15 protein-coding genes are annotated in these 15,711 nt (G+C 38.3%); 3 read left to right on the top strand and 12 right to left on the bottom strand.

The window, feature by feature from the left end:
- Window positions 1–34: 34 nt before the first annotated feature.
- The 8 genes from murC to ML543_RS04740 all read right to left on the bottom strand — a co-directional run bounded on the left by murC (window position 35) and on the right by ML543_RS04740 (window position 10,014).
- Entirely contained in the window at window positions 35–1,351 is a 1,317-nt protein-coding gene (gene murC, locus ML543_RS04775; RefSeq protein ID WP_243386021.1) for a UDP-N-acetylmuramate--L-alanine ligase, read from the bottom strand.
- 685 nt (window positions 1,352–2,036) lie between these two features.
- Window positions 2,037–3,134: a nicotinate phosphoribosyltransferase gene (locus tag ML543_RS04770; protein WP_243386020.1), complete on the bottom strand. Its 1,098-nt coding sequence runs from the start codon at window positions 3,132–3,134 to the stop codon at window positions 2,037–2,039.
- Between the two features lie 63 nt (window positions 3,135–3,197).
- Window positions 3,198–5,618 (bottom strand): DNA translocase FtsK, encoded by a 2,421-nt coding sequence (locus ML543_RS04765; protein WP_243386019.1) that lies wholly within the window; start codon window positions 5,616–5,618, stop codon window positions 3,198–3,200.
- A gap of 625 nt (window positions 5,619–6,243) precedes the next feature.
- A complete protein-coding gene (gene ytpR / locus ML543_RS04760; protein ID WP_243386018.1) occupies window positions 6,244–6,849 on the bottom strand; it encodes a YtpR family tRNA-binding protein in 606 nt (201 codons plus the stop codon).
- A 15-nt stretch (window positions 6,850–6,864) separates the two neighbouring features.
- Window positions 6,865–7,671 (bottom strand): DUF1444 domain-containing protein, encoded by an 807-nt coding sequence (locus ML543_RS04755; protein WP_243386515.1) that lies wholly within the window; start codon window positions 7,669–7,671, stop codon window positions 6,865–6,867.
- 40 nt (window positions 7,672–7,711) lie between these two features.
- The gene (locus ML543_RS04750) at window positions 7,712–8,029 is read right to left on the bottom strand and encodes a thioredoxin family protein (RefSeq protein ID WP_243386017.1); all 318 of its coding nucleotides are present in this window, start codon (window positions 8,027–8,029) and stop codon (window positions 7,712–7,714) included.
- A gap of 6 nt (window positions 8,030–8,035) precedes the next feature.
- On the bottom strand, window positions 8,036–9,052 hold the full coding sequence (locus ML543_RS04745; RefSeq protein ID WP_243386016.1) for a PTS sugar transporter subunit IIC: 1,017 nt from the start codon (window positions 9,050–9,052) through the stop codon (window positions 8,036–8,038).
- Between the two features lie 458 nt (window positions 9,053–9,510).
- Complete coding sequence (locus ML543_RS04740; RefSeq protein ID WP_243386015.1) at window positions 9,511–10,014, bottom strand: hypothetical protein; 504 nt, start codon at window positions 10,012–10,014, stop codon at window positions 9,511–9,513.
- Window positions 10,015–10,248: 234 nt separating this feature from the next.
- Between ML543_RS04740 and ML543_RS04735 the strand changes: the two genes are divergently transcribed.
- Complete coding sequence (locus ML543_RS04735) at window positions 10,249–10,704, top strand: YtoQ family protein (RefSeq protein WP_243386014.1); 456 nt, start codon at window positions 10,249–10,251, stop codon at window positions 10,702–10,704.
- Between the two features lie 23 nt (window positions 10,705–10,727).
- Here the strand turns inward: ML543_RS04735 and ML543_RS04730 are convergent, their stop codons facing one another.
- Together ML543_RS04730 and ML543_RS04725 are read right to left on the bottom strand one after the other, a co-directional pair.
- Window positions 10,728–11,273 carry a DUF84 family protein gene (locus tag ML543_RS04730; RefSeq protein ID WP_243386013.1) on the bottom strand — a complete coding sequence of 182 codons (546 nt, stop codon included), beginning with the start codon at window positions 11,271–11,273 and terminating at the stop codon, window positions 10,728–10,730.
- 23 nt (window positions 11,274–11,296) lie between these two features.
- Window positions 11,297–12,370: a M42 family metallopeptidase gene (locus tag ML543_RS04725; RefSeq protein ID WP_243386012.1), complete on the bottom strand. Its 1,074-nt coding sequence runs from the start codon at window positions 12,368–12,370 to the stop codon at window positions 11,297–11,299.
- 244 nt (window positions 12,371–12,614) lie between these two features.
- Between ML543_RS04725 and ML543_RS04720 the strand changes: the two genes are divergently transcribed.
- Entirely contained in the window at window positions 12,615–12,926 is a 312-nt protein-coding gene (locus tag ML543_RS04720; RefSeq protein WP_243386011.1) for a PepSY domain-containing protein, read from the top strand.
- A gap of 349 nt (window positions 12,927–13,275) precedes the next feature.
- On the opposite strand, the gene trmB is transcribed toward ML543_RS04720, so the two are convergent.
- Window positions 13,276–13,923 carry a tRNA (guanosine(46)-N7)-methyltransferase TrmB gene (gene trmB, locus ML543_RS04715; RefSeq protein WP_243386010.1) on the bottom strand — a complete coding sequence of 216 codons (648 nt, stop codon included), beginning with the start codon at window positions 13,921–13,923 and terminating at the stop codon, window positions 13,276–13,278.
- A gap of 597 nt (window positions 13,924–14,520) precedes the next feature.
- Between trmB and ML543_RS04710 the strand changes: the two genes are divergently transcribed.
- Window positions 14,521–14,799, top strand: coding sequence for a YtzH-like family protein (locus tag ML543_RS04710; protein ID WP_243386009.1), 279 nt, complete (start codon window positions 14,521–14,523; stop codon window positions 14,797–14,799).
- Here the strand turns inward: ML543_RS04710 and ML543_RS04705 are convergent.
- A complete protein-coding gene (locus ML543_RS04705; protein WP_243386008.1) occupies window positions 14,783–15,625 on the bottom strand; it encodes a phosphotransferase family protein in 843 nt (280 codons plus the stop codon). The genes ML543_RS04710 and ML543_RS04705 overlap by 17 nt on opposite strands.
- Window positions 15,626–15,711: the final 86 nt, after the last annotated feature.

The raw sequence follows: 15,711 nt of genomic DNA, 5'->3' as shown, positions 1-15,711 counted from the left end.
GGTACCTCCTATTAATGGGTACCCCTTTCTCACATTAAGATGCCGATTCACTTTCTAAGAGTAACTGTTCATAGGCGCGCTGATATTTTTGAATATCACCAGCTCCCATGAAAACCAGTACACCTGCTTTATGCTGCTTTAATACCGACGTATTTTCTTCTTCAATTAATGCTGATTGTTCAATTCGTTCTTTTAAATCATTGATGGATAAATTCCCTGCTTTTTCTCTAGCGGAACCAAAAATATCACATAAATAAACACGATCAGCCAATTTTAAACTATCAGCGAACTCATCTAAGAATGATTGAGTTCTTGTAAACGTATGAGGTTGAAATACGGCAACAATTTCACGGTTTGGATATTTTTGACGAGCAGCTTCAATTGTTGCTTTAATCTCCGTTGGATGATGAGCGTAATCATCAATTAAAACTTGCCCATTCATCACTTTTTCATTAAAGCGGCGTTTTACGCCCTTAAACGTTTTCAATCTGTCTTGAATAATTGAAATATCCACATTTTCATAGTGACACATCGCAATAACAGCTAATGAATTGAGTAAGCTATGTGTCCCAAATGCCGGAATTTCAAATGTACCGTAAAACGTATTTCGAACAAAGACGTCAAATTTCGTTCCAGTTGTGTGTTTTTCAATATTCCGTGCTTGGAAATCGTTATGATCGCTTAATCCGTAATAAACTACCGGAACTTTTGCTTGGATTTGCTGCAAATACTCATCGTCACCACATGCGATAATTCCTTTTTTAACTTGTAAAGCCATTTGTTGAAAAGCTTCAAATACATCATCAATATCCCGATAATAATCAGGATGATCAAAATCAATATTTGTCATAATGGCATAGTCTGGGTGGTAAGAAAGGAAGTGACGGCGATACTCACACGCTTCAAAAACGAAATACTTACTATTCTCTACCCCTTTACCAGATCCATCTCCAATTAAATAAGATGTCGGCTCAGCTCCTTGGATTACATGGGCAAGTAACCCCGTTGTAGACGTCTTACCGTGAGCTCCCGTTACAGCAATGCTCGTAAAGCGACTAACGAACTCCCCTAAAAAGTGGTGATAGCGGTACACTGGTACTCCTTGCTCTTGTGCAGCCTTAATTTCCTCATGTGTATCCGAAAATGCATTTCCTGCAATGACTGTAAGACCAGCGGAAATATTGTCTTTGGAAAATGAGTAAATCGGTATATTGCGTTCTTCCAACGCTTTTTGAGTAAATAATTCCTTTTCTATATCTGAACCTTGTACTTTAAACTTCATATCATGAAGAATTTGCGCAAGCGGGCTCATACCTGTTCCTTTTATACCTACAAAATGATAAACAGTCATATAAGAACCTCCAACAATCGTCTATCTGTTATGACAGTATATGACGGACTACTAGTTTTGTAACAGAATCCTTTTACTTTCACGAATCAAACTTTTTTATAGGATGATTTCTTAATAATTGTTGTTTTTAGCATTAGATGCAGAAGGCAGGTGCTTACTGTGGGCACGCTCTATCTCGTTTCGGCTCGTATTGTCTAGCGAACTTTAGATAAGTCGATATCTGCTCGTTTTCCTCGAAGTATCTTCTTTATCTCTGTGCAGGAGAGCCTCCCATTCGGTACGCCGCTGGACAGTCGCCTCCACTTTTCTAGTAGCCTCCTCAACCCACAAGATCTTCTACGGGTCTTCGGCTTGGGCTATTCTCACCGGAGTCGCCGCCTTTTGCTTTAAATTATTCATCATTTCATGACCAAAAATCAACAATGTATATAAAAACAGTCTTTTATAAAATACCCCGCCATAATAGGCAGGCAAACATACATGCTACATCATTATAGCATTAAAGGGAAGATATGACTATTCAGTCTGAAGGGTTCGAACATAAGGAATGGGAAAACCGTGTATTTTCATACAGTTTTCCCATATCTCCACAATCCTATATCTTCATCTTATCAAATAACTATTCCGTCGTCAGTTTACCTGTTTTTTATTACTATTCCTATCCGGCTTTCGACTTATTTCAAGATTAATCTACTTTTTCAAGACGAGGATTCGGACGATAACGTCGGCCCGCTTTCGCTTGAGGCTTCCCATTTAACAACACGCTATCACCGGTAAATCCGATATGAATCTTTAACAAGCTACTTCCGACACCGTAAATGTCAACAGGTACTTTTTGCTCTTCAAATTCTTTAATACGTTGTTCGTTAAATCCACCGCTCACGACAATCTTCACATGTTCAAATCCTTCGTTATCTAACGCTTCACGTAAAGCAAAAATTAATGGGGCATTAACACCTCGTGGGTCAAACGTACCTAGCACGTCAGGATTTCGAACAAAGTACTGATCAATCATAGTTCTTGATGTATCAACTCGAACGCCTTTTAATTGATCACCAAACTCTCGCGCCACTCGAAGCGCATCCGTAATACAATCATTATTATAGTCCACCAAAACAATAAGGTCATCGTCCGGAAATTTTTGATAATACGCCTTCGCTGCCTCTACAACATCGCCATCAAATAGTTGAATGAGAGCATGCGGCATCGTACCCATTCCTTGTTTTCCCCACCACTCATTCATCGCATGAGTCGCTTGAGCAGTGGAACCTCCAATGTAAGCTGCATATCCATCTCCAGCTTGTTGCGTATAATGATCATCGCGATCTCCCATGAAGATAACCGGCTTCTGCTTCCCTGATAACCCTGCTGCTTTCACCACATTATATACATTAGTGGCTACAGATGTCCTGCGGGCTAATATTCCATCAATGACACCTTCTAAATAACCGAAACTTTGGTATGGACCTGTTATAGTAAGAACCGTTTCAAAAGGGCTAATTTTATCCCCATCTTTTAGCGAATAGATTTCTAACTCATCTGGATTATCAGCAAAAGTCTTAACTAATGCAATCACTTCGTCTGTACCACAAAGTACAGCATGATCTTTCTGGAAGAATTGCATCGTCACCCAATTATCAGGCTTAAAGTCTTTCACGATTTCTTTTGTTTTTAAAAAATAAACTGCTGAAAACCAGCCATCTTTAATCCGCTCATCAAATTTAAACGTTTGATTCGTTAAACGTTTAATTTTCCCCTGCATTTTTAATTCAATTTCTTTCATTCGATGTTTGCTCCCTTTTCTTTAAGATCTAGACGCATTTATGCTCATCTTACCATATTCGAACTAATCAATACTACTTTCTTTTAACATGTGCAATTCATCCTCTGTTACAAGCACATCCCGCGGTTTACTTCCTTTAGATTCAGAGATAATCCCTTGTTCTTCCATTAAATCCATTAATCTTGCTGCACGGTTGTAACCAATACGAAAACGTCTTTGTAAGCTCGACGTTGAAGCGCCTCCTTGCTCTACAACAAATTCACATGCTTCATGAAATAATTCATCTTCTTCCGCTAAGTTATCTACTTTTTTTAGCAATTCTTGTTGAGAGAAAAGGTACTGTGGCTTCCCTTGATTCCGTGCATGTTCTACAACGCGCTCAATCTCTTCATCTGATACGAAGTTTCCTTGTATTCGAACAGCTTTTGAAGATCCATTTTCTAAAAAGAGCATATCTCCTTTTCCGAGTAAACGTTCCGCTCCTGACGTATCAATAATTGTTCTTGAGTCCACTTGAGATGAAACGGAGAACGCAATTCGAGTTGGAACATTTGCTTTAATTAATCCTGTAATGACATCAACAGAAGGTCGTTGTGTCGCAATTAACAGGTGAATTCCACACGCTCGAGCTTTCTGAGCAATTCGACAAATCGCTTCTTCAACATCTCCAGGTGCGACCATCATTAAATCGGCCAATTCATCAATAACTACGACGATGTAAGGTAGCTTTTCACCTTGCTGATATTTCACGACCTGTTCATTGTAACGAGAGATATCACGAACACCGGCATGCGCAAACAGCTCATATCTTCTTTCCATTTCTTCCACAGCCCATTTTAACGATTGTGTGGCAGCCTTTACGTCTGTAATAACAGGGCTTACTAAGTGAGGAATGTGATTGTATGGTGCAAGTTCTACCATTTTCGGGTCGATTAATAAGAGCTTTACTTCTTGCGGTGTCGCTTTATATAAAAGGCTAACAAGCATCGTATTAATGCACACACTTTTCCCAGATCCGGTAGCTCCTGCGATTAAACCGTGTGGCATTTTCTTTAAGTCAGTAACAATCGGTGCACCAGATATATCTAGACCTAACGCAACTGTCAACGGTGAGGTGCTGTTAACAAATTGAGGAGAACGTAAAATTTCACGGAGTAAGACCATTTTACTTTTCGGATTCGGCACTTCAATTCCAATCGTATTTTTCCCTGGAATCGGTGCTTCGATACGAATATCACGAGCAGACAAACTCAATTTAATATCATCCGTTAAGTTCGTAATCTTACTTACTTTCACCCCTGGTTCCGGCTGAACTTCTAATCGTGTAACAGCAGGACCTTGTGTAACATTTACGACCTTTGCTCGAACATTAAAATTATGGAGCGTTACATCTAGTAACTCTGCTTGCTCTCTTACCCATTCTTCATTATCAATCGATTCAGCAGGAGGCATCGCAAGTAGTGATAGAGAAGGATATTGATAACCTTTCGCTCCTTCTCGTTGTTGCAGTTTTCGCTTATCTCGACCAAACATTAACACGTTGTAAGGAACAGCCTTTCGTTCATTATTTGCAGCTTTTTCCGAATCGTTTCTTTCCTGTTCTTGTTTTTGAACTCCATCTTCGATTTTAATAGTCGTAGAGGCAATCTCTTCATGACGAGAATCCTCTTCTTCAAGTAACTCTGGATCTTCCTCTATATGCTTTTCTTCTATTTCATCTTCTACGTAAGGCTCATTGGAAACACTCTCTTCTTCAAAAATCATTTCTACATTTTCTTCTAATTGACTAAATTCTTCCGCAGAATCTTCATCGAATTCAATGGAAGTTATTTCGTCTGTATTCTTATTGATCGACTCCGCCTTCGTTCTCTGAAATAATCCAGCATTAGAGTCTACTTCCCATGTTTCCTCAACTTCTTTCTCTAAAACCTTATCAGCAGCTACAGCATGTTCATTTATAGCAATTAACTCATCGTCTTCAATCTTTTCTAATGGTGATATCTCTTGTTTTTCATTCCACTCTTGTCCAAAAGAAAAAGAAGCTGACGAATGAGTCTCTTCATGGATAATATCGTTTCGCATTCCTTCCTTTTCATCCCGCGGTCCAAATCCATATATTGGAGAGGGGATCTCGGTTGGACGAAACCCACTTCGATTCGTTGAAGTTGAGGGAGAAGTATTTGCACTTTTCTTTGAAACCTTCCGTGTAGAATGAATATAGTTGTCTTCATGAGTAACATTTGTTTCCCGCTGCACGCGTTTTACAGAACGAGCTTGTTCCTCATCTGGTATTATTGGAAACCGAAAGTTCCCTTTCGGATATGTATACGTTACTTTTGCTGATACATCCTGTTTAAAGGATGGGGGGGGAATCTCATCTTTTTTTAGTTGTACATATGATTCTTCTTTTTCATGATTTGCACTATTAATTTCTTCTTTTTCTTCACCAATCATCCACTTAAACAGCTTTGTAAACCAACTCATCTTATCACTCTTTCAACTTGATGTGTTTCTTCTCTTCCATTGTATCAATAATAAAGGATTTTTAAAGAAAAAGAAGCATTATTATCCACCTCTGTCCCTTTCTCATACTAATGTCCACTCCATTACACAAAGTAATAATGACCGTGAACAATATATTTATTCGTACGAAAAACAACAATCTTCTAAAAAGGCTCTTTTCTAATAGATTGTTGTTTTTCGTTATACCTTTAAATGCAAAAGATGGACGTTTTCCGAACTTGCACAGAATCGTGGCCACTTTTAGAAAGATTCATTTTATCATCTCCTCCTCAACGCGCAAGCTCGCATGAGGGGGGGCTTCGGCTCGTGCAGTTCCACTGGAGTCATCGCCTTTCGCTTAAAGTTTTACACCTTATCAAGACCAGACCTTAATAAAGAAAAGCGCAAAGCGCAAGTCCTTAGGCGAAGGACGCTGGAGGACCTGCGAGGGGGCTTCCGTCGCCACAGCAGGGCCGAAGCGACCCGAGCTGATGGCGCTCGGAGCTAGACACCAAAAAAACGGTAAAGAGAATACTTTAACACTTTATTGAACTTAAACTTTCTGTAACAACAAAAAAGCCACTAGCAAATGCTAGTGGCCTCTACCTTATTGAAAGAATGGTTGTCCAACTTGACGGTCATCTTCCAATACTAAGATTCCTTTTTCTTGCGGTGCATTCGGTAAATCCAATTCTTTTGCCGAACAGATCATACCACTCGATTGTACACCTCTTAATTGCGCGTCTTTGATTACTAATCCACTTGGCATAACCGCACCTACTTTTGCAACAACCACTTTTTGTCCCGCTTCTACATTTGGTGCTCCACAAACAATTTGAAGAACTTCTTCTCCTACGTCCACTTTACAGATACTTAGTTTGTCTGCATTAGGGTGTTTTTCTTTCTCTACTACGTGGCCTACAACAAATTTCGGAGATAAATCCGCTTCGATTTGCTCTTCGATTCCGTTCTTTTTCAAGATCTTATTTATTTCATCTACTAACGCTTCAGTAAGTTCTACTGTTCCCTTTCCTTCAAATGCGTAGTAGGAAGAAGCGTTAAAAATGTTAAATCCAGCAGTTTCATTTGTTTCCGAATGAAAAATACGAACAACATCCCCATTTTTTTCAAAACTTTTCACTTCACGACTAATATCCTTTAATTGAATAAGTAATGTGTCCCCAATTCCTTCAACATTATAGAAAATATTCATTTCTTCCAATCCTTTCTAATCTTCCTTTTTTCGGTTTTTTGCCATGATAAATATCGGGTCTAATTCACCTTTTTCATAAATAAAAGATAGAGCTGTAATAGGTACTCGTCCACTCGTGAAAAAGCTCATCGTCAATTGGGCTAAAATATCATAGCCCGTCTCATTCTTAATGTCACAAATAATTAAGACATCTTGATGTGGAACAGCAACAACCATATCCCCCTCCACTTTTTTTGCATACTCTTCCAACAACGAATCATTTAATATCCTACTTGCGTCATATCCATCGTTCGAACGAACAAAATAAAAATCATTTCCAGCTACTTGATCTTTTTTTACGACTGTGTCTAAAGCTCGTAAATTAAATAAAGCCATTTCTTTTAAATGTTGCTTCGTCCAATTTTCCTTCTCCATCAAGTTCTCATCGATAAGACGATAGGAGTTGCCTAAATCAAGCGCATAGAAAATTCGAGTTTCAGCGGTATGGTCATCGTGAATAAGTGGGATGCCGTCATTTGATTCTGTCGGAAACGAAGTAGAACGAATAACCGGTAAGATATTTCGTTCCTTCCCTTTTAGAGGGTCAGTGCTCTTCATCGCCGTAAAGGATTCTTTTATGTAGTAAAAAAATTCTTCTAATGCTTCTTCTTTTTTCTCTTCATATTTTGCAATGAACCCAGGTAATGAAATGGTAACACCTTTTTGAAGTTGTTCATCAACGATACGGAGTGTATCTTTTTTTCGATTAAAATCGTATGAAAAGGCTTCTTTTTCAAAGCGGTCTTTAATGATTTGGACCATTTTTTGTGATGTCATTTTCACCATCTTTCCCTCCTTTCTTCTTTTGTACTATTTCAACAGATTACGCACTTAACGAGTCTATGAATTGTTGAATTTGTTCTTTTGTTTTACGATCTTTACTTACGAAACGTCCAATTTCTTCCCCTTTATGGAATGCGACAAAGCTCGGGATGCCAAATACATCAAGTGAAGCACATAAGTCGATGAATTCATCTCGATCTACATAATAAAACGTATAAGCATCGTTTTCACTTTGAAGCTCTGGCAGAATTGGCTCAATAACACGGCAATCTGGGCACCAGTCTGCAGAGAACATAAAAATAACTTTTTCCTCATTTTTTAATTGATCAAACTGTTCCATTGATTGAAGTTTTTCCATTTTTCTTCACTCTCCAGTATGAATTTTCATGTCACCGAATTGGATATATCCTTTTTTCCTCATCCATTCGGATAATACCAAACTAATAACAGCAGGGCCAATAAAATGTAATCCTAATACAGCCCAAAATGTATTCATCGAAAAGCCCATGCTAGTAAAAGTCATAATTTGTCCAACGAGACCACTCGTTCCCATTCCAGCCCCAGCTGCTACATTCGTCATATCAAATACCATTGTACCAAAAGGAGCCAGCAATGCCCCTGCAACTGTCGGTGGTATTAATACAAAAGGATTACGAACGATATTAGGTACTTGGAGCATAGATGTCCCAAGACCCTGTGCGATGAGTCCTCCAAATCCATTTTCTCGGTAACTACTCACGGCAAATCCAATCATTTGTGCACTACAACCAATTGTAGCGGCTCCTGCGGCTACCCCATGTAAGTCTAACATAAGTGCAATCGCCGCACTAGAAATAGGTGCTGTTAAAGCTAGTCCCATTAAAATGGCAACTAATACTCCCATTAATAACGGTCGTTGTTCAGTCGCCCACATGACTACATCACCGAATCCAGTCATAAAGCTTGCTATGTATGGTCCCACAAAATTCGCAACGATATATCCAACACTAATTGTAACAAAAGGTGTCACGATAATATCTACTTTTGTTTCTTTACTAACTAGTTTTCCGACTTCCGTCGCGAGCAATGCAGCAACATAACTTCCTGCTGGCCCTCCTAACGTTGCTCCCGCTGCTCCACATATAATAGCTGAAAAAAGAACGAGAGGTGGTGCTTGTAATCCGTATGCAATCGCCGCACCAATTGCCGGTCCCATTAACCCCATCGCAAGTGTTCCCATCTCAATGAGAGGGGATAAAAATTCGACTTGTTGCCCGATGGTTTTTATAATTAAGCCAATAATTAGTGAAGCAAATAAACCTAGCGCCATATAACTTAAAGCATCAATAAAATATACTTTTGGCGATAGAGAAACCCCTTTTTTCTTTAAAAAGTCCTTCATCTCATAGATGCTCCTTTCAGGTAAACGAAAAAGTTTGATTCAAAAGAATTGTAATGGATACACGAATTTAACGGAATATGTGAATGGTTCTAAAACGAAGGCTGTTTTCGTAATTTTTTCTTTTGCAGCCATTTTTAACATGAATTAATAATATGTCGCACCAGACACTTGCTTTCTGCAAGCTAGCCTGTCTCGTTTCAAAGGGAACGACACTGAGCAGTCGCTCCATTGCATGCACCTATCTGGTCTCAACCTTTCCGCTACATCCTTTGAATTAAGTCTTCTTCATTCGTTAAAGTAAAAATGACCTTGAACCAAGTATTTTATTCGTAATAAAAACAACAATCTTTTAGAAAGAGTCTTAAAGAAACGGCTTCAGTTCTTGTTCTACTTTCTCACTCATCACATGATCACATTCCTATCATTAGAAAAAACCCCCGGTAAAACCGCGGGTATCTTTAGTATTGTACAGATTGCACTATTTCTACCATTTTTTTTGCGCTTTCTGAGACTTTGTTACTTTCAACATGAGTCGTAATTTTAACTCCACCAACTCCAGCAATTACCTCGTAAGTCTTTTCGTCTAGCTTATTTACAATCGTGTACATAAACTGTTCCTCTGACTTACTCGTTTCTTCTACAATTAGTTCTGTAGCAATGTCGATAGCTTTATCGTAAAGCAATGTACTCGTTCTCTTTTCATTCGGATTTAAGAACAAAATATAGGACTCACTGCCTTCTTTCAAAATTAAGTTATTGCCTGAATGGGACTCAATTTCGAATGATTCTGGCAAATAAAAAGAGAACTGTTCGACATCCTCATTAGGGTCAACTGGTGGTTGTTGAAAGGCTTCTTGAATTATTTTAGTTGCTTCTTTCTCTACTTCTTCAGGAGATAGAGAGCAACCAAATAAAAGAATGGTAGACAAAGTCACAGTGAAAGCGATTTTAAAAAACTTCACTGCTGCTTCCTCCTTTATGCCTAGGACTCCTATATTATGATAACCTTGTATAAAAAAGATTGACAAGGGAAAATTCTAATCCTTATTTTGGATAAAACATAACTTATCTAATTTTTACAAATTGGTAACATACAAGTCTTCGCCCCTATTTTTTGAAAATGACAGATCACACCCCCAGCTTCAACTACATTTTGGTATGATTAACAGAGAAAACAATTTTAGGAGGGCTACCAAATGGAATTAATCGTTTATTTAGCAGGAGAAATCCATACAAATTGGCGAGATGAATTAAAACAAAAAGCAGAAAGCTTACAGTTACCTGTTAAATTCGTCGGTCCGATGGAAAATCACGATCGATCAGATTCAATAGGGGAAGACATTTTAGGGAAACAACCAACAAACATTTATAAAGATGAAGTAGCCTCAAGTATTAACAATCTAAGAACTACTGTTCTAATGAATAAATCAGACATTGTCATTGCAAAGTTTGGAGAAAAATATAAACAATGGAATACGGCAATGGATGCCTCAACTGCTGTATCTCTTAACAAGCCTTTAATACTTATTCGACCTGAATCTCTTCACCATCCATTAAAAGAGTTATCCAACAAAGCGAATGTGACCGTTGAAACAATGAATCAAGCATTAAAAGTTTTGTCTTACATCTTTGAAGAAGGTAATATTGATTAAGTTAAAAAAGCTCAAGAGGAGTTTTATACTCTCTCTTGAGCTTTTAATGTCTGATTCTTTTTATTTTGATACTCCCATTGTCCAATGAGCATATGTAAAATATGTTGGAACATTTGCGAGCGCGTCACCATTCCATTTGTGAATATTCCAATGGCACCTTCATTTTGCCGGACATCATCTTGATTTGTATAAGTGTCCATTATTTCACCAAGCTCTTTCCCTTTTTTCAAGGCTTCGTAGATTTCACTCGGTAGCGGGATTCTCGCTCCTCCAGCTACGTACACGTTGAAATTATGATCAACTAATGCTCCCCAATTACATAAATAGCAAATTTCATCAGATTCGAACACGCCCCCCTCAAGGCCAATCCCAATGTGGGCTTGCTCTTTTACTAGAGCATTTTTCGCTCGATTCATCGCGCCTTGTAGTGTTTCCTCATCAGAAAATGGCTGCTCAGAAACTTCTGATGGCACGTTTAATTCAATGAACTCGACGCTCGGAAAGTGACGGAATGCATTTTTTACCGCATCAACTTTTGCTCGATTCGTTGTCCCAATTGCAATTTTCATGTTCTCTCCCCTTTGTATTCACTCTACGCATTCTGCTTAATCGTAGATACCGTTGTTCGGTCACAAGCCGTAACAAGCTTAACAAGCAATTCTTTTGCCGCTGCATAATCATCAACATGAATCATAGATGCATGGGTATGGATGTAGCGTGAGCAAATTCCAACTACTGCAGAAGGTACCCCTTCATTTGAAATATGAACTCGACCAGCGTCCGTTCCACCTTGAGAAACAAAGTATTGATATGGGATATCGTGAGTTTCTGCCATATCAAGCACAAATTCACGCATGCCACGATGTGTCACCATGGAACGATCCAGAATGCGAAGGAGAGCCCCTTTCCCTAATTGGCCAAATTCATTTTTATCCCCTGTCATATCATTTGCCGGACTTGCATCAAGTGCAAAGAATATGTCTGGTTTAATCATATTAGCTGCAGTCTGAGCCCCTCTTAACCCGACCTCTTCTTGCACTGTTGCTCCTGAGTAAAGGGTATTTGGGAGCTGCTTATCTTTTACTTCTTTCAGCAATTCAATGGCTAGTCCACAACCGTAGCGATTATCCCATGCTTTTGCTAGAATTTTTTTTCGGTTGGCCATCGGTGTGAACGGACAAATCGGAACAATTTGCTGACCTGGCTTTATCCCAAGCTGAAGGGCATCCTCCTTCGAATCAGCCCCTATATCAATCAGCATATTTTTAATGTCCATAGGACGCTTTCTTTTCTCGTCACTTAATAAATGTGGTGGAATTGAGCCGATAACACCGATAATAGGCCCATGATCAGTTATAATTTGAACCCGCTGCGCGAGTAAAACTTGACTCCACCAACCTCCAAGAGTTTGAAATCGGATCATACCATTTGCCGTAATGGAAGTCACCATAAAGCCAACCTCATCCATATGGCCTGCAACCATGACAACAGGGTCTTTTTCACCCCCACGCTTCACGCCAAAAATACTACCTAATTTATCTTGAATGATTTCATCCGCATACTTTTGTAGCTGACTTTTCATAAAACGACGAACGGCGTGTTCATTACCAGGTGCTCCTGGTAATTCCGTTAACGTACGAAACATTTCAAGTGTCTCAACATTCATCTTTAAGTCCCCTTCTTTTCAGGTATTCAGACGGAACCATTATGTAGGATTAGCTCCGATGAGTATGTAAAAAATAGATACTACGCTTCCATTTTACAGAAAGTTTAAAAACCTTTCCACTTTTTCACGTAATGTTGGTGAAATGTACTCATTGATCTTTTAGTTGTTTGACGCTGTCGCCTTTTCAATCAAGTGGAAAGAACGGTATACTATTTGAAAAGAATGGAATAGGAGGTTTTACGGTATGAAGTGGAAAAATTTTTTAATCGGGGCAGGGGTTGGACTACTTCTAGGGTATTCTGCTAAACAACTGCTTCAAAAAGAACGTCTTTCTCCTAATCAAGCACTGTCTATTGTGAAAAAAATGTTTAAAGAAAAAGGACCGATTAGTGGTTCATGGATTTATACGATTCCACAAACGATTACGTTGCACGATTTATCTTATAACGTATACAAAGTAGGAATTAGTCGAACATTTAAAGATAAAGCTGAACAATACGAAGCATTTGTTGATGTCGAAACCGGAGATGTTTTAAAAATCGAAAAGCTCACTTAGCAAAGAGTATGAATGGAAAGAACCTCTAGGTACTCCCGCTACATGAGCTAACAATTTTAAGCCACCTTTTCGTTCCAAAAACATACTAATAAGAAAAGCACAAAGCGCCCGCTTATCGGCGAAGGGCGCTGGAGGACCTGCGAGGAGGCTTCCGTCGCCACAGCAGGGCCTAAGCGACCCGAGCTGATGGCGCTTGGAGCTAGACACCAAAAAAACGGTAAAGAGAATACTTTAACACTTTATTGAACTTAAACTTTCTGTAACAATAAAAAATCGTCCTTTCTTTATTCTAACCACATCTTACAGAAAGGACGATTTTTTATGAACAATGAGAGTTAATAAAGGGACGTCACTTTTTAGACGGATATTTTGCTTCTGCTCGATAAATTCGTTGTCCCTTTTTCGAAAACTTCTCTTCATATTCTGTCATTATATTTCCTTCAAAGTCACTTTTGTGTAAATCTAGACTCACAAATTTTAACAATAAACCATATTCTGAAAAGCTTTTTAGTGAGTACTCAAACAATCCTTGATTATCCGTTTTAAAATGAATCTCACCTTCATCAACCATAATGGTTTCAAAAGTAGATAAAAATGTTTTATACGTTAAACGACGCTTCTCGTGGCGATTTTTTGGCCATGGATCTGAGAAGTTTAAATATACTCGACCAATCTCACCAGGCGCAAAATAGTCGGTTAAGTTTTTCGCATTTACATTTAAAAGCTTTAAATTTGGAAGCTGCTCTTCCTCTAATTTACTTAAAGCTGATACAATGACGCTCTGATACAATTCAATACCGATGTAATTAATATGTGGATTTTGTTTAGCCATCCCTACGATAAATTGACCTTTTCCTGTACCTACTTCAATATGAATGGGGTTTTCATTTTGAAATATTTCATTCCATTTTCCTTTTACCTCTTCAGGATTCGGAATGACTAAATTTGGATGTTGTTGAATATATTCATTTGCCCAAGGCTTATTTCGTAAACGCATTGTCTGTTCTGCACCTCAATATCGTTTTGTAATCGAAGTAAAAGATATCATGAAATTCAAAGAAATCGCAAGTGAAAATTCAATTTACTTTTTCTAATCATTCATCTGTGTTATTGCTTCCCTTTTTAATTTGAAATTTAAAAGAACTGGATTTATTCATAAAACCAACTCATTCAAACACTTCAAAATGAATTCGCTTTTAGAACCAATAAAAAAATAGTAAGCATCCGTTCCGTTGCATCGAGTAAAAATGCTCCTGAACAATGGATTTGATTAGTTTCAAAAACATTTCAGCCTTTTTTTAAAGATTGTTGTTTTAGGGCGAAAAGAGGATGCTTTCCGAACTTGCACAGGACGTGTTCGCCTTTTAGCAGAGGTTTAAACTATTATCATCATCTCATATGTGGGGTCTTCGTTTCTTGTTGTTCCACTGAAATACCTTCCACTTTAACTATTACAACAAGTCCAAACCAAATAGTAACAATGTATACAAAAACACCCATATTTAAAAAAGGCAGTCCTAAAACTGCCTTCTTAACGCATATTCTCCTTTTATCCAGTAAAAGATAAAACTATATTTCGTTGGGGGTTGAAAAAATGCAATTAAATCACGAACATCAATTAATGTTATTAAAAGATATTCTTTCTGAGCAACATAGCGAGTGTTGTGGTACTGAGTCAGAATATGAACAAATAGATCGACTGATTCAATCTTTGCTTAACAACGAACAAATTAGTCAGTCTTTAAAACAATCCTTACAACATGTTTACCAATATAGTCAAGAGCGAAATAATGGGCCTGATTATTCCGATCATATCCAGTCATATCGTGACGATATTCCGAATTGGATTACTAATCTTAATACGTTTTCGTAAGAACTCCGTGCAAATCTTGAAGGCGAAGCTGCATTTCCTCATGCTGTCCCTTCGTCTTTAACCACGCAACAGAAATAATTAATTGAACTAACACATACCAATTCATTCGTGTCATTAAATTTTCCGTTAGTTCAACTCCATATTTCTGTAACCATTGCTCCCATTCATTCTCTGGGATATATGAATATAACAGCATTCCTAAATCAATCGCCGGGTCTGCAATCATCGCTCCGTCCCAATCAATCAAATAAAGCCGTTCTTCATTGGAAAGTAGCCAGTTATTATGGTTTATATCACAGTGACATACAACCATTTCATTATGTTGTATATTAGGTAACTGCTCTTCTAAAACCACCAACGCTTGTTGAATGGCAGGAATGAGAATCAGGTCTTGATCGACCGTATTTTTCACTTCAGACAGCAACTCGCCTGGTGTAAGTGGTTGTTTCCCTAAACGCTTCAACATATCGAGAAGCTCTTGTGAATGATGAATTTTATATAGAAGTTGAGCCACTTGTTCATCATTCATGTCTTTTGGCTTTAACTCTCTCCCGTTCAACCAATGTTGAGCCGTAATAACGTCACCGTTCTCCATTCTTCTTGTCCATACTAATTTAGGTACAATTCCTTCAGCAGAAAGAACAGCTAGAAACGGAGAAGAGTTTCGCTTCAAGAAAAGTCGTTTTCCATCTTTCTCAGCATAATATGCGTCCCCAGTTGCTCCTCCTGCTGGAGATATTGCCCACTCGCTTCCTAATACATACTCCAACCAATTTACATTCAATTTCAAGCCCACATTTCGTTTTAATTTTTGATGATTAGTCATAGTTTCATTCCGTTAATGATATTATCGTAAGAAATAAAAAAGACAGCTATTGGACCATGAGTGCATAACAATAGCTATCCTTCTAA

Origin of the sequence: Bacillus kexueae (genome assembly GCF_022809095.1) — a bacterium.
In the GTDB taxonomy this organism is placed as follows: domain Bacteria; phylum Bacillota; class Bacilli; order Bacillales; family Aeribacillaceae; genus Bacillus_BZ; species Bacillus_BZ kexueae.
The sequence above is the reverse complement of the archived record's forward strand: the minus strand, read 5'-3'. Positions and strand labels throughout refer to the sequence as shown.